The sequence below is a fragment of the Pseudomonas sp. HMSC063H08 genome (genome assembly GCF_001813645.1).
In the GTDB taxonomy this organism is placed as follows: domain Bacteria; phylum Pseudomonadota; class Gammaproteobacteria; order Pseudomonadales; family Pseudomonadaceae; genus Pseudomonas; species Pseudomonas aeruginosa.
Genome location: NZ_KV813620.1, coordinates 102,624 through 123,034, shown reverse-complemented (window position 1 = coordinate 123,034; position 20,411 = coordinate 102,624). Strand labels below are relative to the sequence as shown.

Annotated in this window: 19 protein-coding genes; 6 read left to right on the top strand and 13 right to left on the bottom strand. The window is 64.9% G+C overall.

Annotated elements, in window-relative coordinates; all coding sequences use genetic code 11:
* Positions 1 to 43: 43 nt before the first annotated feature.
* Together rpsI and rplM are read right to left on the bottom strand one after the other, a co-directional pair.
* Positions 44 to 436: a 30S ribosomal protein S9 gene (gene rpsI / locus HMPREF2924_RS31115; RefSeq protein WP_003098810.1), complete on the bottom strand. Its 393-nt coding sequence runs from the start codon at positions 434 to 436 to the stop codon at positions 44 to 46.
* A gap of 14 nt (positions 437 to 450) precedes the next feature.
* Positions 451 to 879, bottom strand: a complete 429-nt coding sequence (gene rplM, locus HMPREF2924_RS31110; RefSeq protein ID WP_003094164.1) for a 50S ribosomal protein L13 — start codon at positions 877 to 879, stop codon at positions 451 to 453.
* A 245-nt stretch (positions 880 to 1,124) separates the two neighbouring features.
* On the opposite strand from rplM, the gene HMPREF2924_RS31105 reads away from it, so the two are divergent.
* Positions 1,125 to 2,162 (top strand): NADP(H)-dependent aldo-keto reductase, encoded by a 1,038-nt coding sequence (locus tag HMPREF2924_RS31105; protein ID WP_003094166.1) that lies wholly within the window; start codon positions 1,125 to 1,127, stop codon positions 2,160 to 2,162.
* An 84-nt stretch (positions 2,163 to 2,246) separates the two neighbouring features.
* On the opposite strand, the gene HMPREF2924_RS31100 is transcribed toward HMPREF2924_RS31105, so the two are convergent.
* On the bottom strand, positions 2,247 to 3,392 hold the full coding sequence (locus HMPREF2924_RS31100; RefSeq protein WP_003134747.1) for an acyl-CoA dehydrogenase family protein: 1,146 nt from the start codon (positions 3,390 to 3,392) through the stop codon (positions 2,247 to 2,249).
* A 253-nt stretch (positions 3,393 to 3,645) separates the two neighbouring features.
* Between HMPREF2924_RS31100 and HMPREF2924_RS31095 the strand changes: the two genes are divergently transcribed.
* Both HMPREF2924_RS31095 and HMPREF2924_RS31090 read left to right on the top strand, forming a co-directional pair.
* Entirely contained in the window at positions 3,646 to 4,545 is a 900-nt protein-coding gene (locus tag HMPREF2924_RS31095; protein ID WP_003120906.1) for a GlxA family transcriptional regulator, read from the top strand.
* Between the two features lie 158 nt (positions 4,546 to 4,703).
* Positions 4,704 to 5,666, top strand: a complete 963-nt coding sequence (locus HMPREF2924_RS31090) for a hypothetical protein (protein WP_003110032.1) — start codon at positions 4,704 to 4,706, stop codon at positions 5,664 to 5,666.
* A gap of 64 nt (positions 5,667 to 5,730) precedes the next feature.
* Here the strand turns inward: HMPREF2924_RS31090 and zapE are convergent, their stop codons facing one another.
* From zapE to HMPREF2924_RS31075, 3 genes are all read right to left on the bottom strand, one after another.
* Positions 5,731 to 6,825 carry a cell division protein ZapE gene (zapE, locus tag HMPREF2924_RS31085; protein ID WP_003094297.1) on the bottom strand — a complete coding sequence of 365 codons (1,095 nt, stop codon included), beginning with the start codon at positions 6,823 to 6,825 and terminating at the stop codon, positions 5,731 to 5,733.
* Between the two features lie 94 nt (positions 6,826 to 6,919).
* Positions 6,920 to 8,266, bottom strand: a complete 1,347-nt coding sequence (locus HMPREF2924_RS31080) for a tryptophan--tRNA ligase (RefSeq protein ID WP_003110030.1) — start codon at positions 8,264 to 8,266, stop codon at positions 6,920 to 6,922.
* 67 nt (positions 8,267 to 8,333) lie between these two features.
* Positions 8,334 to 8,963 (bottom strand): alpha/beta hydrolase, encoded by a 630-nt coding sequence (locus HMPREF2924_RS31075; protein WP_003094302.1) that lies wholly within the window; start codon positions 8,961 to 8,963, stop codon positions 8,334 to 8,336.
* Positions 8,964 to 9,107: 144 nt separating this feature from the next.
* On the opposite strand from HMPREF2924_RS31075, the gene HMPREF2924_RS31070 reads away from it, so the two are divergent.
* Positions 9,108 to 9,554, top strand: coding sequence for a Z-ring associated ZapG family protein (locus tag HMPREF2924_RS31070; RefSeq protein ID WP_003094304.1), 447 nt, complete (start codon positions 9,108 to 9,110; stop codon positions 9,552 to 9,554).
* Positions 9,555 to 9,627: 73 nt separating this feature from the next.
* Here the strand turns inward: HMPREF2924_RS31070 and cysN are convergent, their stop codons facing one another.
* Together cysN and cysD are read right to left on the bottom strand one after the other, a co-directional pair.
* Entirely contained in the window at positions 9,628 to 11,529 is a 1,902-nt protein-coding gene (gene cysN, locus HMPREF2924_RS31065; RefSeq protein ID WP_003094306.1) for a sulfate adenylyltransferase subunit CysN, read from the bottom strand.
* Between the two features lie 11 nt (positions 11,530 to 11,540).
* A complete protein-coding gene (cysD, locus tag HMPREF2924_RS31060) occupies positions 11,541 to 12,458 on the bottom strand; it encodes a sulfate adenylyltransferase subunit CysD (protein ID WP_003094311.1) in 918 nt (305 codons plus the stop codon).
* 344 nt (positions 12,459 to 12,802) lie between these two features.
* Here cysD and mltB point away from each other — a divergent pair, with 344 nt between their 5' ends.
* Positions 12,803 to 13,906, top strand: a complete 1,104-nt coding sequence (gene mltB, locus HMPREF2924_RS31055; RefSeq protein WP_003134752.1) for a lytic murein transglycosylase B — start codon at positions 12,803 to 12,805, stop codon at positions 13,904 to 13,906.
* Here mltB and HMPREF2924_RS31050 read toward each other — a convergent pair.
* On the bottom strand, positions 13,893 to 14,651 hold the full coding sequence (locus tag HMPREF2924_RS31050; RefSeq protein ID WP_003134754.1) for a Nif3-like dinuclear metal center hexameric protein: 759 nt from the start codon (positions 14,649 to 14,651) through the stop codon (positions 13,893 to 13,895). The two genes, mltB and HMPREF2924_RS31050, sit on opposite strands and share 14 nt — an antisense overlap.
* A 116-nt stretch (positions 14,652 to 14,767) precedes the next feature.
* On the opposite strand from HMPREF2924_RS31050, the gene algW reads away from it, so the two are divergent.
* Complete coding sequence (algW, locus tag HMPREF2924_RS31045; protein ID WP_003134756.1) at positions 14,768 to 15,937, top strand: Do family serine endopeptidase AlgW; 1,170 nt, start codon at positions 14,768 to 14,770, stop codon at positions 15,935 to 15,937.
* A 42-nt stretch (positions 15,938 to 15,979) separates the two neighbouring features.
* On the opposite strand, the gene hisC is transcribed toward algW, so the two are convergent.
* From hisC to murA, 4 genes are all read right to left on the bottom strand, one after another.
* Positions 15,980 to 17,035 (bottom strand): histidinol-phosphate transaminase, encoded by a 1,056-nt coding sequence (hisC, locus tag HMPREF2924_RS31040; RefSeq protein WP_003134757.1) that lies wholly within the window; start codon positions 17,033 to 17,035, stop codon positions 15,980 to 15,982.
* 2 nt (positions 17,036 to 17,037) lie between these two features.
* Positions 17,038 to 18,360: a histidinol dehydrogenase gene (gene hisD / locus HMPREF2924_RS31035; RefSeq protein WP_003094326.1), complete on the bottom strand. Its 1,323-nt coding sequence runs from the start codon at positions 18,358 to 18,360 to the stop codon at positions 17,038 to 17,040.
* A gap of 125 nt (positions 18,361 to 18,485) precedes the next feature.
* Positions 18,486 to 19,121 carry an ATP phosphoribosyltransferase gene (gene hisG, locus HMPREF2924_RS31030; RefSeq protein ID WP_003094331.1) on the bottom strand — a complete coding sequence of 212 codons (636 nt, stop codon included), beginning with the start codon at positions 19,119 to 19,121 and terminating at the stop codon, positions 18,486 to 18,488.
* Positions 19,122 to 19,138: 17 nt separating this feature from the next.
* Positions 19,139 to 20,404, bottom strand: a complete 1,266-nt coding sequence (gene murA / locus HMPREF2924_RS31025; protein WP_003094332.1) for a UDP-N-acetylglucosamine 1-carboxyvinyltransferase — start codon at positions 20,402 to 20,404, stop codon at positions 19,139 to 19,141.
* Between the last annotated feature and the right edge of the window lie 7 nt (positions 20,405 to 20,411).

The following is a 20,411-nucleotide window of genomic DNA, read 5'->3' as shown; positions in this document are numbered from 1 at the left end:
CGCCCAGCTCCGAAGAGGTGGGCGTTTTTCAGCAAGCGTCGAATTAACGCTTGGAGTACTGCGGACGCTTACGCGCTTTACGCAGACCGACTTTCTTACGCTCGACTTCACGGGCATCGCGAGTCACGTAGCCGGCCTTGCGCAGCGAGCTACGCAGGGTTTCGTCGTACTCGATCAGGGCACGGGTGATGCCGTGACGGATCGCACCGGCCTGACCGCTTACGCCACCGCCAACGACGGTAACGAAGATGTCGAACTTCTCGACGGTCTCGGTCAGCTCGAGCGGCTGACGCACGACCATGCGAGCGGTTTCACGACCGAAGAACTGATCGAGACCACGGTTGTTGATGGAAATCTTGCCAGTACCCGGACGCAGGAAGACGCGAGCGGTAGCGGTCTTACGACGGCCAGTGCCGTAATTTTGAGTCGCCGACATAATGAGCTATCCCGTTAAATCTTCAGTTCTTGGGGCTGCTGAGCGGTGTGCGGGTGGCTGGCACCCTTGTACACCTTCAGCTTGCGATACATATCGCGACCCAGAGGGTTCTTCGGCAGCATGCCTTTTACAGCGGTCTCGATGACGCGCTCAGGGGCCTTGGCGATCAGCTTCTCGAAGTTGATCGACTTGATGCCGCCCGGGAAGCCGGAGTGGTGGTAGTACATCTTGTCGGTGGTCTTGGCACCGGTCACACGCACCTGCTCGGCGTTGATGACGACGATGTAGTCGCCGGTGTCAACGTGCGGAGTGTACTCAGGCTTGTGCTTGCCACGCAGGCGGCGGGCAATTTCGGTCGCCAGACGACCCAGGGTCTGGCCGGCAGCGTCGACGACGAACCAGTCGCGCTGTACAGTTTCCGGTTTCGCGGTATAGGTTTTCATTCGTTATAGCCTCAGGGGCCGCCTGAAAATAAGACGGCGAATCTTACTGGACAGTGGTTGCCTTGACAAGTCAAGGACAGCCGAAAACAGACACGAATTGGGGCTCGGGTCGGTGTGCGTCCGTAACGACTAGATACATCGATCGGCAGGCTTGGCATCCCCCACCGATGAAAGGCTGCGGAATTATGCAGATTTCGCCAGAATTTACAACCGCATTAACCACTTAATTTCACGAGGACACCCGCATGGAGTATCGCCCGCTCGGCCGCACCGATCTGAAAGTCAGCGCCCTCTGCCTCGGCACCATGACCTGGGGCGAGCAGAACAGCGAGCAGGACGCCTTCGCCCAGATCGCCAGGGCCAAGGCCGCCGGGATCAATTTCATGGATACCGCCGAAATGTATCCGGTGCCGCCCCGCGCCGAGACCTACGCCAGCACCGAGCGCATCATCGGCAACTGGTTCCGCCGCAGCGGCGACCGCGCCGACTGGATCCTCGCTAGCAAGATCGCCGGCCCCGGCAACGGCATCAGCCATGTGCGCGACGGCAACCTCAAGTTCAACCGCCAGCACATCGTCGCCGCCCTCGATGCCAGCCTGGAGCGCCTGCAGACAGACTGGCTGGACCTCTACCAGTTGCACTGGCCGGAGCGGCGGACCAACTTCTTCGGCCAGCTCGGCTACCAGCACCAGGAAGAGAGCTTCACACCGCTGGAGGAAACCCTGGAAGTGCTCGACGAGCAGGTGCGCGCCGGCAAGATCCGCCACATCGGCCTGTCCAACGAGACACCCTGGGGCACCATGACCTTCCTCAGGCTCGCCGAGGAGCGCGGCTGGCCGCGCGCGGTATCGATCCAGAACCCCTACAACCTGCTCAACCGCAGCTTCGAGGTGGGCCTGGCGGAAATCGCCATCCGCGAGCAGTGCGGCCTGTTGGCCTACTCGCCGATGGCCTTCGGCATGCTTTCCGGCAAGTACGCGGACGGCGCCCGCCCGGCCAACGCGCGCATCAGTCTCTACAGTCGCTTCACCCGCTACACCAACCCGCAGGCGGAAGCGGCCTGCGCGCGCTACGTGGCGCTGGCCCGCGAACATGGACTGGAACCGGCGCAGATGGCACTGGCCTACGTCACTTCGCGGCCGTTCGTGACCAGCAACATCATCGGCGCGACCTCGCTGGAACAGCTGGAAACCAACCTCGGCAGCGTCGACCTGAGGCTGGACGAGGAGGTGCTCGCCGGTATCGATGCGATCCACCGGGAGCAACCGAACCCGGCTCCCTGAGGCTCCAGGGGCCTGGCGCTGCCGCGGGTTCGGCGGACAACCGCGCGATGCGCTCGTCCGCCCCTCCCGGTGGCCAGGAGCGCCTCACAGGGCCCGCGCGATGATCTCCTTCATGATCTCGTTGGTACCGGCGTAGATCCGCTGTACCCGGGCATCAGCCCAGGCCCGCGCCACCGGATATTCCCACATGAAGCCGTAGCCGCCGTGCAACTGCACGCATTCGTCGAGCACCTTGCATTGCAGGTCTGTCGTCCAGTACTTGCACATGGCGGCGGTGGGTACGTCCAGCTTGCCCTGGAGATGCAGCTCCATGCAGCGATCGACGAAGACCCGGCCGACCTGGATCTCGGTAGCCATCTCGGCAAGCTTGAAGCGGGTATTCTGGAAGTCCGCCACCGACTTGCCGAACGCCTTGCGCTCGCGAGTGTAGTCGAGCGTCCATTGCAGGGCCGCCTCGGCCGACGCCAGCGCGCCGATACCAACGGTCAGGCGCTCCTGCGGCAGCTCCTGCATCAGGTAGATGAATCCCTGGCCGTCCTTGCCGAGCAGGTTCTCCCGGGGAATCCGCACATCCTGGAAGAACAGCTCGGAGGTGTCCTGGGCCTTCATCCCGACCTTCTCCAGGCGCTTGCCCTTGCTGAAGCCCGGCGTACCCGCCTCGACCACGAACAGGCTTATGCCCTTGGCGCCAGCCTTCGGATCGGTCTTCGCCACCACGATCACCAGGTCGGCGAGGAAGCCGTTGGTGATGAAGGTCTTCGAACCATTGATGACGTACTCGTCGCCATCCAGTACCGCCGTGGTCTTCACCCCTTGCAGGTCGGAACCGGCCCCCGGCTCGGTCATGGCGATGGCCGCGACCATCTCGCCGGATACCAGCTTCGGCAGGTACTTGCGCTTCAGCGCCTCGCTGCCGTAGTGGAGGATGTAGGGCGCAGCGATGTCCGAATGCAGGGAGAAACCGATCCCGGTCAGGCCGGCCCGACCGATCTCTTCGATGACCACGGCGCTGTAGAGGAAGTCCGCGCCCATCCCGCCATACTCTTCCGGCAGGTGCGAACAGAGCATTCCGGCCTCGCCGGCCTTGTTCCAGAGCGCGCGGTCGACATGCCCATCCTTTTCCCATTGGTGATGGAAAGGCACGGCTTCCTGTTCGAGGAACTTGCGCACGCTGTCGCGAAACAGTTCGTGGTCGGAGCTGAACAGGGTTCTCGGTATCATCGTGGTCACCTGGAAACGGTCTGGGATCGGGTTGGCTGCACGCGGCAGGTCTTCGACTGTAGGGAAATGCCCCGACCGACGCACTGGACAGTTGCGCCAAAAAATAAGACGATCCAGCCGCCTTTTGACCGCTTTCCCTTACTCACAACAACGATAAAAATCCATGCGCGCTCAATCCGCTCCGGTGCTGAAACATGTCGGCATCGTCGCCATCGACGGCGTCTTCGCCTCGACCCTGATGCAGGCCAAGGACTTCTTCCACATGGCCAGCCTGCGCCACGGCAAGCAGCAGGGCCTCGGTCTCCAGCCGGCCTTCCGCACCCGCATCCTCAGCCCCGACGGCCAGCCGGTACGCAGCTTCAGCGGCGACAGCATCGCCGTCGACGGTCCCCTCGCCGCCTGCGATATCGTGGTCCTGCCCGCCTTCTGGGGCGACTTCGACGCGCTCGAACGGCGCTATCCGCAAATCGTTCCCTGGTTGCGCCGCAGCCATGCCGAGGGAACCGCCCTCTGCGGCGAGGCGACCGGGGTTTTCTGGCTGGCCCAGGCAGGCCTGCTGGATGGCAAGGAAGCGACCACCTACTGGCGCTTCTATCGGGAATTCGCCGAACGCTTCCCGAACGTGCTGCTCAACCAGGAGAAGCACCTGACCGATGCCGACGACCTGTTCTGCGCCAGCGGCGTCACCTCCGCCTGCGACCTCTACATCTATCTGATCGAGCGTTTCTGCGGCGGATCGGTGGCCCAGGCGGTGGCCCGGGATACCCTCTACGAAGTACAGCGCAGCTACACCCCAGGGCGTATCGGCTTCGGCGGACAGAAGCTGCATCATGACCCGACGATCCTGCAGATCCAGCAATGGCTGGAAGACCACTTCGCCGACAAGTTCCGTTTCGAGGACGTCGCCCGCGACCACGGCATGAGCATCCGCAACTTCATGCGGCGCTTCCAGGCCGCTACCGGCGACAAGCCGCTGCACTACCTGCAGCGACTGCGGATCGAGACCGCCAAGGGCATGCTCTCGAGCACGCGCAAGAGCATCAAGACGATCAGCTACGAGGTCGGCTACGACGACGCCAGCTTCTTCGCCCGCCTGTTCCGCCAGCACACCGAACTCTCTCCCCACCATTACCGTCGCCAGTTCATGCAGAAGGAAAGCTGAGCCGGACATCGCCGGGCCTGCCCGAACGGCATCGGCGCCGGCGCTTTCCCTACAGAACCTAGGATAGGTAGCCAGGTCGGCCTTCGCGGGTTCTCATGAACCCGCAGGCCCGCCGCAGACGCGGGCGTTCCGAACAACGACAAGAACGGACCTTTGCCATGCGCCTTTATCTGCTCGCCTTCCTGGCCCTCTTCGGTATGAATGCTATGGCCGCCGACAACTGGAAAGCCTTCCCCTACGACCAGAGCGCCTATGACTATCCAGGCGACAAGTTGAAGGAAGCCTGGCCGCGCCTGACCCGCGGCTTCGGCGACTATCCCTATCCGGACGCCGACTGGGTGGTGAACATGGCGACCGCCCATCCGGATGCCCTGGAAAAGACCGTGAAGGCCGGCACCGGCTTCACCGGCAAGCCGGAAGAGGCCGCGCAATATGCGGCGCGCCTGCAGGATGTCTGGCGCCTGCTGTTCCGCGGCGACTACGCCAAGGCCAAGGAGCAGGGACTGGCCCTGGGAGTCGGCGGCCAGGTACCGGCGATGTTCGCCCAGGTGCTCTACGCCATGTTCCTGGCTCCCGACCAGGCGGAGAAACAGCGCCTGCTCGAAGAGGTCATCGACTACACCGAACAGGCCGGCCCGCTGGTCAAGGCCGATATCGTCGCCCAGTTCGGCAGCGTCTACGCCAAGGCGCGCCTGGCCGAGGAGCTATCGGTACCGGTAGTGCTCAAGCGCGGCTATACCAGCGAAATCCCCAAGGAACTGGACGCCCTCCTGGCCAGGCAACCCAACCAGCCGTTCGCCCTGGCGCTCTACGGCGGCTACGAGGCGGGAGTGATCCGCAAGGTCGGCAAGCTGGTCGGCAAGATGACCTACGGGGTCAGCGCCGACAAGATGGAACAGTACTTCGCCCGCTCCTTCCGCCAGGCCAACGACCTGCCGATCGGCCACTACGAGTACGCCAACGCGCTGACCTACGTATACGGCGACGACGAGCGGGAGAAGGCCATCGCCCAACTGAAGCAGGCCGTGGCGATCAAGCCGATCAACGCCATGGAAGCCCTCGAAGTGGCCCATGCGAAGAAGCTCCTCGCCGGCTTCGAGCAGAACACCGCGCAGCGCTGAAACGCCGCGCGTCCATGAAAAAAGGGGTTGCCATCGGCAACCCCTTTCTCGTTTCCGCCCCGGATCAGGGCCGGTGCGGACGCGTCAGGTATTCGTGGGACTGCATTTCCAGCAGACGACTGAGGGTGCGCTGGAATTCGAACTCCAGCCGGCCGCCGCTGTAGAGATCCTTTAGCTCGACCTCGGCGGAGATGATCAGCTTGACGCTGCGGTCGTAGAACTCATCCACCAGGTTGATGAAACGCCGCGCCATGTCGTCCTTGGTGACGCCCATCTGCTCGACGTTGGAGATCAGCACGGCGTGGAAAATCTTCGCCAGCTCGATGTAGTCGTTCTGGCTGCGCGGGCCGTCGCACAGCTCGCGGAATTCGAACCAGGCCACGTCGTCGCAGGTCAGGCGCGCGCGGATCTCGCGGTTCTCGATCATCAGCGCCTCGTCGCGCTGGGCCTTGGCACAGTCCGGGGTCAGGGCCTTGAAGCTGCGCGCCATCTCCTCCTCGACCTGTTCACTGAGCGGCCAGTGGAACAGCTCGGCCTGCTCCAGCGCGCGCAGGCGATAGTCGACGCCGCTATCGACGTTGACGATCTCGGTATGCTCCTTGAGCAGGGCGATCGCCGGCAGGAAACGGGCGCGTTGCAGGCCGTCCTTGTACAGGCCGTCCGGCACGATGTTGGAGGTCGCCACCAGGCTCACGCCGTTCTTGAACAGCTCTTCCAGCAGGGTGGCGAGGATCATCGCATCGGTGATGTCGGAGACGAAGAACTCGTCGAAGCAGATCACCCGCGCCTCGTCGGCGAAGCGCTTGCCGATGATGGTCAGCGGGTTCTTCTCGCCCTTGAGGGTCTTCAGTTCTTCGTGCACCCGCTTCATGAAGCGGTGGAAGTGCGTGCGCACCTTCTGCTCGAACGGCAGCGACTCGAAGAAAGTGTCCACCAGGTAGGTCTTGCCACGGCCGACGCCGCCCCAGAAATACAGGCCCTTCACCGGCCCGCCGGACTTCCTGCCGAGCAGCTTGCCGAACAGGCCGGGCTTGGCGTGGTCGGCGGCGACCAGGTCATCGTAGAGGCGTTGCAGATGCTTCACGGCATTCGCCTGTGCGGCATCGTGGAAGAAATCGGGGCGTTGGAGATCGGCCTGGTAGCGCTCGAGGGGCGTCATGATCGGTAGCAATGCAACGAAAACGGGGCCGTCACTTTAGCGACGACCCCGTCTCTTGGCAATCGGCCATCCGTCGAGGATGTACCGGGGCTGCCTACTCCTGCGGTGCCAGCGCTTCGCGGGTGCGCTCGATGGCGGCGTCACGGGCGGCGGCGTTGGCGAAGGCCGGGCTCTGCGCCACCGCCTCGCCATCCAGCCACAGGCCAAAGGCATTGCCCTCGGCCCGCAGGTCAGCAGTCTCGCCAGCCAGCAGGCGCTTGCTCACCGCACCGGCGGCCTTGCCGTCGGCGAAGGCGCGGGACAGCAGCAGCTGTTCGCCGGCGGCGTCCAGCAGGCGGAAGCGGAAGCTGCCGTCGTCGTCGCGGAAGCTGACCAGGCGCGCAGCCTTGGCGGCCTTCTTCTTGCCGCTCTCGGTACTTTTCAGCGGCTCGCGCAGTGAGCGCAGGCCGACTGCCTCGCGCAACTCGGCGATGAATGGGGTGGCGATGCGGCGCGCCTTGGCGGCGCCGGCGAGGAGAATGTCCTCGATATCGTCGGGCTTGGCGATCAGCGCCTGGTAACGCTCGCGAGCCTCGCCCAGTTCGTTGTCGAGCAACTGGAACAGGCGCTGCTTGGCTTCGCCCCAGGCCAGGCCGTCGAGCAGTTCCTGGCGGAACGCGGCGACCTGTTCGGCACTGGCGAAGGCCGAGTAAAGAAGGAACAGGTGCGAACTGTCCGGGTCCTTCGGCTCGCCCGGCGCGCGCGAGTCGGTGACGATGCGTGCGATGGCGTCCTTGAGCTGCCTGGACGGGCTGAACAGCGGGATGGTGTTGTCGTAGCTCTTGGACATCTTGCGCCCGTCCAGGCCCGGCAGGGTGGCGACGTTTTCCTCGATCACCGCTTCGGGCAGGACGAAGAACTCGCGGCCGTTGCCGAACAGGTGGTTGAAACGCTGGCCGATGTCGCGGGCCATCTCCACGTGCTGCACCTGGTCGCGGCCGACCGGGATCTTGTGCGCGTTGAACATCAGGATGTCCGCGGCCATCAGCACCGGATAGCTGTAGAGGCCCATGGTCACGCCGGCGTCCGGGTCTTCGCCAGCCTCGACATTGCGGTCCACCGCGGCCTTGTAGGCATGCGCGCGGTTGAGCAGACCCTTGGCACTGACGCAGGTGAGCAACCAGGTCAGCTCGGGAATCTCGGGGATGTCCGACTGCCGGTAGAAGGTCGCACGCTCGACGTCCAGGCCGCCGGCCAGCCAGGTCGCGGCGATTTCCAGGCGCGAGCGCTGGATACGAGCGGGATCGTCGCACTTGATCAAGGCGTGGTAGTCCGCCAGGAAGTAGAACGAATCCACGTCGCTCCGACGGCTGGCGAGGATCGCCGGGCGGATGGCGCCGGCGTAGTTGCCCAGGTGCGGAGTGCCGGTAGGAGTGATGCCGGTCAGGATACGAGTAGTCATGCGATACCAGATGTCAGGCAAAGAAAAGAATGGCGCGCCGGATGGTAGCAGGGCCGGCGCGACAACGTCAGTCCTGCAGGCGTGGCAGCAACAGGTCCTTCAGATCGATCAGCTTGCCATGGAAGAAATGTCCGCTTTCCGCCACCCGCAACAGCTCGTGCGGTCGTGCCAGGGACTCGCTCCAGGCATATACCGCGGCCGGCGTGACCACGTCGTCATCCTCCGGCTGCACCACGGTCAGCGGGCAGCGCGCAGGCAGGCTGACCGCGAAGCGCTCCACCGGCGGCGCGATCATGAACAGCCGCGCCAGCCCGACGCCCTCCGCTTCCAGGCGACCCGCCAGATTGCCGGCGACGCAGGAGCCGAAGGAAAAGCCCATCAGTGTCAGCGGCAGCCCCGGATGGCGTGCCAGCAACCAGCGCGCGGCGGCCTCGGCGTCGTCGATCTCGCCGATCCCCTCGCCATAGCTGCCGGCGCTCTGGCCAACGCCACGGAAGTTGAAACGCAGGGTCGCCAGGCCGGCATCGCGGGCGCTGCGTTGCAGAGTGGCGACCACCTTGTTCTGCATGGTGCCGGCGAACAGCGGGTGCGGATGGCAGACCAGGGCGATGCCGCGGGCATCGGGCAGATCGAGGTGCAGGGCTTCCAGCGGCCCGCAGGGGCCATCGATGGATACAGGGATTTCGCGGGTAGACAAACAGGAACTCCGTGACCCCGGCTCGGGTCGACTCGTCTAGCAGATTACTCCAAGCGACACAGGCACTTACTCGCGTGCCGTGGTATACAGCTCGGACTCAAGCCGTTAACGTAAAGCAAAGCCGTCTATAGAGGAAGGATTCGCGTGGAACAGTCGCTCACCGCCTGGCTGCTGCCGGCCCTCGCCCTGGTCGCCGGGGTCGCCATCGGTTTTCTGATCGCCCGCCTGCTGCCCAACGCCGCGCCGAACAAGGTGCAACGCCAGATGGACGACCTGCAGGACCGCTTCGACAGCTATCAGCGCGAAGTCGTGACCCATTTCAACACCACCGCCAGCCTCGTGAAGAAGCTGACCCAGAGCTACCAGGACGTGCAGGAGCACCTCTCCGACGGCGCCCAGCGTCTGGCCCTGGACGAACAGACCCGCCAGCGCCTGCTGGCCGCGCTGCATGCCGACGAGGCCTACCCGGCCGAGCGCCGCGAGCGCCTGACTCCGCCGGCCTCCGGCGAAGTGCCGAAGGACTATGCGCCGAAGAGCCCGGACAGCCCCGGCACCCTCGACGCCACCTACGGCCTGAAAGGCAAGTACTGACGCGCTGCGCGAACCTGCCGACGCCCATGAAAAAGCCCCGCATCCGCGGGGCTTTTTCATGGCTGCGAGACGATCAGATCGCCTGGCGTTCGCGCAACAGGTCGAGCACCTGCTTCACGCCGTCCTCGACGCTCAGCGACTGGGTATCGATCACCAGGTCGGCATCCAGCGGCACGTCGTAGGGGAAGGACTCGCCGGGGATATTGTCCTCGCCCGCCGCATACAGCCCCTGGGGATCGCGCTCGCGGCAGACCTGCGGCGACGCCTGCACATAGACGGTGATCAGGCGCTCGGCGCCGATCAGCGCCCTGGCCTGCTCGCGCCCTTCCGCGCTCGGCGCGACGAAGGCGCAGAGGCTGATCAACCCGGCCTCGTTGAACTGCTTGGCGACATGGGCGGTACGCAGCCAGTTCTCGGTGCGCCCGGCGCGGTCCTGCGGCAACCCCTTGTTCAGGTCGTGGCGCAGGTTCTGCCCGTCCAGCACGTAGACCGCGCGGCCCATATCGAACAGCTTGCGCTCCACGGCGTAGGCCAGGGTGCTCTTGCCGGCGCCGGAGAGGCCGCTGAACAGTACGGTCGCCGGCTGCTGGCCGAAGCGGCCGGCACGCTCCTCGCGCGTCACATGGGCATTCGAACCGTGATGCGCGCTGCTGCCATGGGCCGCCGGCGGAGCGGAGACGATCATGCCGGCGCCAACGGTGCCGTTGGTCAGGCGATCGATGACGATGAAGGCGCCGGTGGTGCGGTTCTGCTCATAGCCATCGAGCGCGATGGGCGCGTCCAGGCTGACCTTGACCCTGGCGATCTCGTTCAGCTTCAGCTCGCTGCCCGGGGTCCGCTCCAGGGTATTCACGTCCACCTTGTGGACGATGCTCGGAATCGAACCCGGCACATAGCTGGTAGCGCGCTTGATATCGTACTTCTTGCCCGGAAGCATCGGCTCCTCGGCCATCCACACCAGCATGGCATCGAAGCCGTCGGTGACCAGCGGGCGATTGTCGGCATGCACCAGCATGTCGCCGCGGGAAACGTCGATCTCGTCTTCCAGGGTCAGGGTGACGGCCTGGCCGGGACCGGCCTGCTCCAGTTCGCCCTCGAAGGTGACGATGGATTTCACCTTGCTGCCCTTGCCCGACGGCAAGGCCACCACCTCGTCGCCCTTGCGCACCACGCCGCTGGCCAGGGTGCCGGCGAAACCGCGGAAGTTCAGGTTCGGCCGGTTCACGTACTGCACCGGGAAGCGCATGTCATCGAGGTTGCGGTCGGCTGCGATCTCGACGGTTTCGAGGATTTCCATCAGCGACTGGCCGGCGTACCAGGGCGAACGCTCGGACTTGTTGACCACGTTGTCGCCCTTGAGCGCCGACATCGGCACGAAGTGCAGCGAACTGGTCTTCAGACCGATCTTCTCGGCAAAGGCCAGGTAGTCGGCCTTGATCTGTTCGAAGACACCCTGGTCGAAGTCCTTCAGGTCCATCTTGTTGATGGCGACCACGATATGCCGGATGCCCAGCAGGGACGCGATGAAACTGTGCCGGCGGGTCTGGGTCTGCACGCCGTAGCGGGCATCGATCAGGATGATCGCCAGGTCGCAGGTCGAGGCACCGGTGGCCATGTTGCGGGTGTACTGCTCATGACCGGGCGTGTCGGCGATGATGAACTTGCGCTTGGCGGTGCTGAAGTAGCGGTACGCCACGTCGATGGTGATGCCCTGCTCGCGCTCGGCCTGCAGGCCGTCGACCAGCAGCGCCAGGTCGACGTCGTCGCCCGTGGTGCCGACTTTCTTCGAGTCGCGGGTGATGGCCTCGAGGTGATCCTCGTAGATCATCTTGGAGTCATGCAGCAGGCGCCCGATCAGGGTGCTCTTGCCGTCATCGACGTTGCCGCAGGTAAGGAAGCGCAGCAGTTCCTTGCGTTCGTGCTGCCCCAGGTAGGCGAGGATGTCCTCGCTGATCAGATCGGATTGATGAGACATGCTGCGTACCCTCAGAAATAGCCCTGACGTTTCTTTTCTTCCATCGAACCGGCCTGGTCATGGTCGATGACCCGGCCCTGGCGTTCGGAAGTACGCGTCAGGAGCATTTCCTGGATGATTTCCGGCAGCGTGGTGGCGCTGGACTCGACCGCGCCGGTGAGCGGGTAGCAGCCGAGGGTACGGAAGCGCACCATGCGCTTCTCGATGCGGGCTTTCTCTTCGTCAGAGAGATGCTCGAGGATGCGCTCGTCGTCGATCATGATCAGCGTGCCGTTCTTCTCGATAACCTCGCGCTCGGCGGCGAAGTACAGCGGGACGATCGGGATGCCTTCCAGGTAGATGTATTGCCAGATGTCCAGCTCGGTCCAGTTGGACAGCGGGAAGACGCGGATCGACTCGCCCTTCTTCACCTTGCCGTTGTAGATGTTCCACAGCTCGGGACGCTGGTTCTTCGGGTCCCAGCGGTGCTTGCTGTCGCGGAACGAATAGACCCGTTCCTTGGCCCGCGACTTCTCCTCGTCGCGGCGCGCACCGCCGAAGGCAGCGTCGAAACCGTACTTGTCCAGGGCCTGCTTGAGTCCCTCGGTCTTCATCACATCGGTGTGCTTGGCGCTGCCGTGGGTGAACGGGTTGATGCCCTGGGCGACGCCGTCCGGGTTGACGTGGGTGATCAGGTCCAGGCCCATTTCCTCGACCATCCGATCGCGGAACCTGTACATCTCCTGGAATTTCCAGCGGGTGTCCACGTGCATCACCGGGAAGGGCAGCTTGCCGGGGAAGAAGGCCTTGCGGGCCAGGTGCAGCATGACCGCGGAATCCTTGCCGATCGAGTACAGCATCACCGGGTTATCGAACTCGGCGGCCACCTCGCGGATGATGTGGATGCTTTCCGCCTCCAGCTGTTTCAGGTGCGTCAGTTTGTCGACCATGGCTACTCACGGAATTGCTTATGGACGGCCGTCGGGCCGTAGACGAACGCGCACTCTATCACAGCGCAAGGCTCTAAAAGATTCGCCATTTATACCGAAAAAATATACCCATATAGCCATCAGCGCTCAACCTCGCAGCCGGCGAAAACACTGGCGTCGAGAGGTTTTCCAGGGGCGTTTCGCAGACCGGGCGGACAAAGCTGAGACGGCATCGTCCCGGACCGGACAAAGCCGTCGCCGCGACAGCGAGCAGACGGTCCGCCCCCCTTTCGGCGGCTCGACTTGTACGCCAGCGGCACTGCGCTAGCATAGCGGGCATCGTCATTCCGCCAAGAAGACCCCAGATGCGCCGTACCGCCCTCGCCCTGCCCCTGTTCCTTCTGGTCTCAGCATGCAGCAGCGAACCGACGCCACCACCGAAACCCGCCGCCAAACCCCAGGCCCGCACCGTCATTTCCCCCCGCCCCGTACGCCAGTCGGTGCAACCGATACTGCCGCTGCGCGGCGATTACGCGAACAATCCGGCGGCACAGCGCTTCATCGACAGGATGGTCAGCCAGCACGGCTTCAACCGCCAGCAACTGCACGACCTGTTCGCCCAGACCCAGCGCCTGGACTGGGTGATCCGCCTGATGGACCGGCAAGCCCCGACCTATACCCCACCCAGCGGACCGAACGGCGCCTGGCTGCGCTACCGGAAGAAGTTCGTCACGCCGGGCAACGTGCAGAACGGCGTGCTGTTCTGGGACCAATACGAAGCCGACCTGCAACGGGCGTCGCGCATCTACGGCGTGCCGCCGGAGATCATCGTCGGCATCATCGGCGTGGAAACCCGCTGGGGGCGGGTGATGGGCAAGACGCGGATCATCGATGCGCTGTCCACCCTGTCCTTCTCCTACCCTCGCCGCGCGGAGTTCTTCAGCGGCGAGCTGGAGCAATTCCTCCTCCAGGCTCGCAAGGAAGGTGCCGATCCGCTGGCCCTGCGCGGTTCCTATGCCGGCGCCATGGGCTACGGCCAGTTCATGCCGTCTTCATTCACCAAGTACGCGGTGGACTTCGACGGCGATGGGCATATCGACCTGTGGAATCCGCGTGACGCGATCGGCAGCGTCGCCAACTATTTCAAGCAGCACGGCTGGGTCAACGGCGATCGCGTGGCGGTTCCCGCCAGCGGCCGGGCGCCCTCGCTGGAGGATGGCTTCAAGACGCTGTACCCGCTGGACGTGCTCGCTTCCGCCGGACTACGCCCGCAGGGTCCGCTCGGCGGCCACCGGCAAGCCAGCCTGCTGCGCCTGGACATGGGCAGGAACTACCAGTACTGGTACGGCTTGCCGAACTTCTACGTGATCACCCGCTACAACCACAGCACCCACTACGCGATGGCTGTCTGGGAACTGGGCAAGGAGGTCGACCGGGTACGTCACCGCTCCGTCGTCAGGCAGGATTAGGACAATCGATGAACAAGTGCTCGATGGCGAAGCGCTTGCCCAGGTAGTCGCCCAGCGCCTGTACCCCGTAGCGCTCGGTGGCATGGTGTCCGGCGGCGATGAAGCTGATGCCGTTCTCCCGCGCGCTGTGCACGGTCTGCTCGGAAACCTCGCCGGTCAGGTAGGCATCGACGCCGGCGGCGATCGCCTGGTCGATATAACCCTGGGCGCCGCCGGTGCACCAGGCGATGCGTCGGATCGGCTGGCCGGCGTCGACCAGCAGCGGCTCGCGCCCCAGCGCATCGCGCACATGCCGAGCGAAATCGGCAGGCTGCATCGGCTCGGCAAGCGAACCGAGGAGGACGATGGAACGCGGGTTGCCCGGCTCCAACGGCCCTTCCACTTCGAAGCCGAGCTGCCGGGCGAGCTGCACGTTGTTGCCCACCTCCGGATGCAGATCCAGCGGCAGGTGGTAAGCGAGCAGACTGATATCGTTGTTCAGCAGGGTCTTCAGGCGCCGTTGCTTCATGCCGACCACGCAGGGATTCTCACCCTTCCAGAAGTAGCCGTGATGCACCAGCACCACGTCGGCGTCGGCCTCCACGACGGCATCCAGCAGCGCCTGGCTGGCAGTGACCCCGCTGACGATCCGCCGCACCTGCGGCCGGCCCTCGACCTGCAGGCCGTTCGGGCAGTAGTCCTGGATGCGCGCGGCATCCAGATAACGGTCGGCCTCTTCGACCAGGGTGCTCAGGGCGATAGCCATGCAAATTCCTCTTCATTCAGGCAGGGCGCGCCGCTCCTCTAATGGACGGCTTCCCCCTATAATGGGCGCCACCTTATCGGCCGCTTTTCGGCCTCGCAACCCCAAGGATTGTCCCGATGCCCAAGGCCCTGCGTTTCCTCGGCTGGCCCGTGCTGGTCGGCGTGCTGCTGGCCCTGCTGATCATCCAGCGCAACCCCGAGCTGGTCGGCCTGCCACGCCAGGAGGTGCACGTCGAGCAAGCGCCTCTGCTCAGCCGCCTGCAGGAAGGCCCGGTGTCCTATGCCAATGCGGTGAGCCGGGCGGCTCCGGCAGTGGCCAACCTGTACACCACCAAGATGGTCAGCAAGCCCTCCCACCCATTGTTCGACGACCCGATGTTCCGCCGCTTCTTCGGCGACAACCTGCCGCAACAGAAGCGCATGGAATCGAGCCTCGGCTCGGCGGTGATCATGAGCGCGGAAGGCTACCTGCTGACCAACAACCACGTGACCGCTGGCGCCGACCAGATCATCGTGGCCTTGCGCGACGGCCGCGAGACCATCGCCCAGTTGGTCGGCAGCGACCCGGAAACCGACCTGGCCGTGCTGAAGATCGACCTTAAGAACCTGCCGGCGATGACCCTCGGCCGCTCCGACGGCATTCGCACCGGCGACGTCTGCCTCGCCATCGGCAACCCGTTCGGCGTCGGCCAGACCGTGACCATGGGCATCATCAGCGCCACCGGACGCAACCAGCTCGGCCTGAACACCTACGAAGACTTCATCCAGACCGACGCGGCGATCAACCCCGGTAACTCCGGCGGCGCGCTGGTGGACGCTGCCGGCAACCTGATCGGCATCAACACGGCGATCTTCTCCAAGTCCGGCGGCTCCCAGGGTATCGGCTTCGCCATCCCGACCAAGCTGGCCCTGGAGGTCATGCAGTCGATCATCGAGCACGGCCAGGTGATCCGCGGCTGGCTCGGCGTCGAGGTCAAGGCGCTGACCCCGGAACTGGCGGAGTCCCTGGGCCTCGGCGAAACCGCAGGGATCGTCGTCGCCGGCGTCTATCGCGACGGTCCGGCGGCGCGCGGCGGCCTGCTGCCGGGCGACGTGATCCTGACCATCGACAAGCAGGAAGCCAGCGACGGCCGCCGCTCGATGAACCAGGTGGCGCGCACCCGTCCGGGACAGAAGATCAGCATCGTGGTGCTGCGCAACGGACAGAAGGTCAACCTGACCGCCGAGGTCGGCCTGCGTCCGCCGCCGGCACCGGCTCCACAGCAGAAACAGGACGGCGGCGAGTGATCCCCGCCATTGAAAACGGCGCCCTCGGGCGCCGTTTTCGTATCACTTGAGGAAGTGCAGGGCGTCCAGTAGCGCCTGGTTCTGCTCCGGACTGCCGATGGTGATACGCAGGAACTGGTCGATCCGCGCCTGCTTGAAATGGCGGACGATCACTCCCTGCTCGCGCAGGGTCGAGGCAATCTGCCCGGCATCATGCTGCGGATGACGGGCGAATACGAAGTTGGCGGCCGACGGTAGCACCTCGAAGCCCAGCGCCTGCAAAGAGGCGCTCAACGCCTCGCGGCTATCGATCACTGCCTGGCAGGTCCGACGGAAATAGGCGTCGTCCTCGAAAGCCGCCGCCGCGCCGGCGATCGCCAGGCGATCCAGCGGATAGGAATTGAAGCTGTTCTTGATCCGCTCCAGCGCCTCGACCAGATCGGCATGGCCGACCGCCAGGCCGACCCGCAGGCCGGCCAGGGAGCGCGACTTGGACAGCGTCTGGGTGACCAGCAGGTTCGGGTAGCGATCGACCAGGGCGATGGCGCTCTCGCCACCGAAGTCGACATAGGCCTCGTCGACCACTACCACCGAATCCGGCGACGCCTTCAGCATCGCTTCGATGGCGTCCAGCGGCAGCAGGCAGCCGGTCGGCGCGTTCGGATTGGGGAAGATGATCCCGCCGTTGGGCCGCGCGTAGTCTTCGACGCGGATGCGGAACCTTTCATCCAGCGCGATCTTCTCGTGCGCGATCCCGTACAGGCCGCAATAGACCGGGTAGAAGCTGTAGGTCACGTCCGGGAACAGCAGCGGCAGGTCGTGTTGGAACAGGCCATGGAAAATGTGCGCCAGCACCTCGTCGGAGCCGTTGCCGACGAACACCTGGTTGGCCTGTACGCCGTAGTGCGCGGCGACCGCCTGCTTCAACCGCTCGCCGTTGGGATCGGGATACAGGCGCAGGTCGTCGTTGAGTTCCGCCTGCATCGCGGCGAGCGCCTGTGGCGACGGACCGTAGGGATTCTCGTTGGTGTTCAGCTTGACCAGCCGCGACAGCTTCGGCTGCTCGCCCGGCACATAAGGCACCAGGTCCTTGACGAAGGGACTCCAGAATTTGCTCATGCTCAGGCCTCCTTCTCGTCGAGGATGCGGTATTCGGCGCTGCGCGCGTGGGCGGTCAACGACTCGCCGCGAGCCAGCACCGAAGCGGTGCGACCGAGGACCGAAGCGCCCTCGGCCGAGCAGTTGATGATCGACGAACGCTTCTGGAAGTCATATACCCCCAGCGGCGAAGAGAAACGCGCGGTACCGGAGGTCGGCAGCACGTGGTTCGGGCCGGCGCAGTAGTCGCCCAGGGCCTCGGCAGTGTAGCGGCCCATGAAGATCGCGCCGGCATGGCGGATCTCCGGCAGCCAGCTTTCCGGATCGGCCACCGACAGCTCCAGGTGTTCCGGGGCGATGCGGTTGGCCACCGCACAGGCCTGGGCCTGGTCGGCGACCTGGATCAGCGCGCCGCGCCCCTCCAGGGAGGTGCGGATGATCTCGGCGCGCTCCATGGTCGGCAGCAGGCGAGCGATGCTGTCCGCGACGCGGTCCAGGAACGCCGCGTCCGGACTGACCAGGATCGACTGGGCGTCTTCGTCGTGTTCGGCCTGGGAGAACAGGTCCATGGCGATCCAGTCGGGATCGGTCTGGCCATCGCAGACCACGAGGATTTCCGAGGGACCGGCGATCATGTCGATGCCGACCTGGCCGAACACGTGACGCTTGGCGGTGGCCACGTAGATGTTGCCGGGGCCGACGATCTTGTCCACCCGCGGCACGCTTTCGGTGCCGTAGGCCAACGCGGCCACGGCCTGTGCCCCGCCGATGGTGAAGACACGGTCGACACCGGCGATGCAGGCGGCGGCGAGGACGATCTCGTTGATCTCGCCGCGCGGGGTCGGTACGACCATGACCACTTCGGACACCCCGGCGACCTTGGCCGGGATCGCGTTCATCAGCACCGAGGACGGGTAGGACGCCTTGCCGCCCGGCACATAGAGCCCGGCGCGATCCAGAGGAGTGACCTGCTGGCCGAGCACCGTGCCGTCGGCCTCGGTGTAGCGCCAGGAACCCTGCTTCTGCTTCTCGTGGTAGCTGCGCACGCGCTCGGCGGCGACTTCCAGGGCTTCGCGCTGGGCTACGGTGATACGGGTGAGAGCCAGCTCCAGGCGCTCGCGCGGCAGGATCAGGTCGGCCATCGAGGCGGCCTGGAGACCGTCGAAGCGCTGGGTGAACTCGACCACGGCGGCGTCGCCACGGCTGCGTACGGCGGCGATGATGTCGAGGACGCGCTGGTTGACCGAATCGTCGGAGACACTTTCCCAGCTCAGCAGATGATCCAGATGACGCCCGAAGTCCGGATCAGCGGCATTGAGTCGACGGATAGCGAAGGGAGCGGTCATAGCGAGCCTCTTTTATGGATGGCGTTGTCTCGGGCGCCGCTAGACTACCAAGCCCACCGTGCGGGCACCCGAGAAAATTTGGCTATGACACGGATAGGCAGGTGCGGCGCGGAGCCGCACGGGTATCAGTGACGGTGTCGCGCCTCGACGGCGTCGCGCAGGGTATCGATCAGCGACTGGATGCGACCGTGCTGCATCTTCATCGAGGCCTTGTTGACCACCAGGCGCGAGCTGATCGTGGCGATCAGTTCCTGGGGCTCCAGGCCGTTGGCGCGCAGGGTGTTGCCGGTATCCACGACGTCGATGATCTTGTCGGCGAGACCGACCAGCGGCGCCAGCTCCATCGAGCCGTACAGCTTGATCACGTCGACCTGGCGGCCCTGCTCGGCGTAGTAGCGCTTGGCGACATTGACGAACTTGGTGGCCACCCGCAGGCGTCCCTTGGGTTCAGGCGCGCCAATGGCGCCGGCGGTCATCAGCTTGCAGTTGGCGATACGCAGGTCCAGCGGTTCGTAGAGTCCCTGGCCGCCGTACTCCATCAGCACGTCCTTGCCGGCCACGCCGAGATCGGCGGCGCCATGCTCGACATAGGTCGGCACGTCGGTGGCGCGCACGATGAGCAGGCGCACATCGGGCAGGGACGTCGGGATGATCAGCTTGCGGCTCTTGTCCGGGTTCTCCGACGGCACGATGCCCGCCGCTGCGAGCAGCGGCAGGGTATCGTCGAGAATCCGGCCCTTGGACAAGGCGATGGTCAGCATTTGCGCGACAGCCTCCGCTAGCCCGGTACGCGGCGGATCTTGGCGCCGAGCAGCTGGAGTTTCTCTTCGATGCACTCGTAGCCACGGTCGATGTGGTAGATGCGATCGATCAGGGTGTCGCCCTCGGCCACCAGGCCGGCGATCACCAGGCTCGCGGATGCGCGCAGGTCGGTCGCCATGACCGGAGCGCCCTTGAGCTTGGGTACGCCGGTGACGATGGCGGTGTTGCCTTCGACGAGGATCTGCGCACCCATGCGGTTCATTTCGTAAACATGCATGAAGCGGTTCTCGAAGACCGTCTCGATGACCGCGCCGGTGCCTTCGGCAACCGCGTTCATGGAGATGAACTGGGCCTGCATGTCGGTGGGGAACGCCGGGTACGGCGCGGTACGCACGTTGACCGCCTTCGGCCGGTTGCCCTTCATGTCCAGCTCGATCCAGTTGCTGCCGGTGCTGATGTGAGCACCGGCCTCTTCCAGCTTCTGCAGGACCGCCTCGAGGATGGTCGGATCGGTATCCTTCAACTTCACCCGGCCGCCGGTCGCGGCCGCGGCCACCAGGTAGGTGCCGGTCTCGATACGGTCGGGCAGTACGTCGTAGCGAGCGCCGCCGAGGCGCTTCACGCCTTCGATGACGATGGTATCGGAGCCAGCGCCCTGGACGTTGGCGCCCATGGCGTTCAGGCAGTTGGCCAGGTCGACCACCTCCGGCTCGCGAGCGGCGTTCTGCAGCACGGTGCGGCCGTTGGCCAGCGCGGCGGCCATCATCAGGTTCTCGGTGCCGGTCACGCTGACGGTATCGAAGAAGAAGTGACCGCCACGCAGGCCGCCGGCGGGCGCCTTGGCCTTGATGTAGCCGCCTTCGACCTCGATCTGCGCGCCCATGGCCTCGAGACCGCGGATATGCAGGTCGACCGGACGCGAACCGATCGCGCAACCGCCCGGCAGGGCCACTTCGGCCTCGCCGAAGCGCGCCAGCATCGGACCCAGCACCAGGATCGAGGCACGCATGGTCTTCACCAGTTCGTACGGCGCGACCAGGGTCTTGATGCTGCTGGCGTCGACTTCGACGTTGAGCTTCTCGTCGATGATCGGCTGCACGCCCATGCGGCCGAACAGTTCGATCATGGTGGTAATGTCGTGCAGGTGCGGCAGGTTGCAGACGGTGACCGGAGTATCGGCCAGCAGGGTCGCGGCCAGGATCGGCAGCGCCGAGTTCTTCGCGCCGGAAATGCGGATTTCGCCATCGAGGCGGTTACCGCCGGTAATAATCAGTTTATCCATTGCAATG

Bases quoted from the DNA above. Each gene is read 5' to 3' on its own strand.
- rpsI (WP_003098810.1), bottom strand. From the start codon at position 436: ATGTCGGCGACTCAAAATTACGGCACTGGCCGTCGTAAGACCGCTACC.
- rplM (WP_003094164.1), bottom strand. From the start codon at position 879: ATGAAAACCTATACCGCGAAACCGGAAACTGTACAGCGCGACTGGTTC.
- HMPREF2924_RS31105 (WP_003094166.1), top strand. From the start codon at position 1,125: ATGGAGTATCGCCCGCTCGGCCGCACCGATCTGAAAGTCAGCGCCCTC.
- HMPREF2924_RS31095 (WP_003120906.1), top strand. From the start codon at position 3,646: ATGGCCAGCCTGCGCCACGGCAAGCAGCAGGGCCTCGGTCTCCAGCCG.
- HMPREF2924_RS31090 (WP_003110032.1), top strand. From the start codon at position 4,704: ATGCGCCTTTATCTGCTCGCCTTCCTGGCCCTCTTCGGTATGAATGCT.
- zapE (WP_003094297.1), bottom strand. From the start codon at position 6,825: ATGACGCCCCTCGAGCGCTACCAGGCCGATCTCCAACGCCCCGATTTC.
- HMPREF2924_RS31080 (WP_003110030.1), bottom strand. From the start codon at position 8,266: ATGACTACTCGTATCCTGACCGGCATCACTCCTACCGGCACTCCGCAC.
- cysN (WP_003094306.1), bottom strand. From the start codon at position 11,529: ATGTCTCATCAATCCGATCTGATCAGCGAGGACATCCTCGCCTACCTG.
- cysD (WP_003094311.1), bottom strand. From the start codon at position 12,458: ATGGTCGACAAACTGACGCACCTGAAACAGCTGGAGGCGGAAAGCATC.
- mltB (WP_003134752.1), top strand. From the start codon at position 12,803: ATGCGCCGTACCGCCCTCGCCCTGCCCCTGTTCCTTCTGGTCTCAGCA.
- HMPREF2924_RS31050 (WP_003134754.1), bottom strand. From the start codon at position 14,651: ATGGCTATCGCCCTGAGCACCCTGGTCGAAGAGGCCGACCGTTATCTG.
- algW (WP_003134756.1), top strand. From the start codon at position 14,768: ATGCCCAAGGCCCTGCGTTTCCTCGGCTGGCCCGTGCTGGTCGGCGTG.
- hisC (WP_003134757.1), bottom strand. From the start codon at position 17,035: ATGAGCAAATTCTGGAGTCCCTTCGTCAAGGACCTGGTGCCTTATGTG.
- hisD (WP_003094326.1), bottom strand. From the start codon at position 18,360: ATGACCGCTCCCTTCGCTATCCGTCGACTCAATGCCGCTGATCCGGAC.
- hisG (WP_003094331.1), bottom strand. From the start codon at position 19,121: ATGCTGACCATCGCCTTGTCCAAGGGCCGGATTCTCGACGATACCCTG.
- murA (WP_003094332.1), bottom strand. From the start codon at position 20,404: ATGGATAAACTGATTATTACCGGCGGTAACCGCCTCGATGGCGAAATC.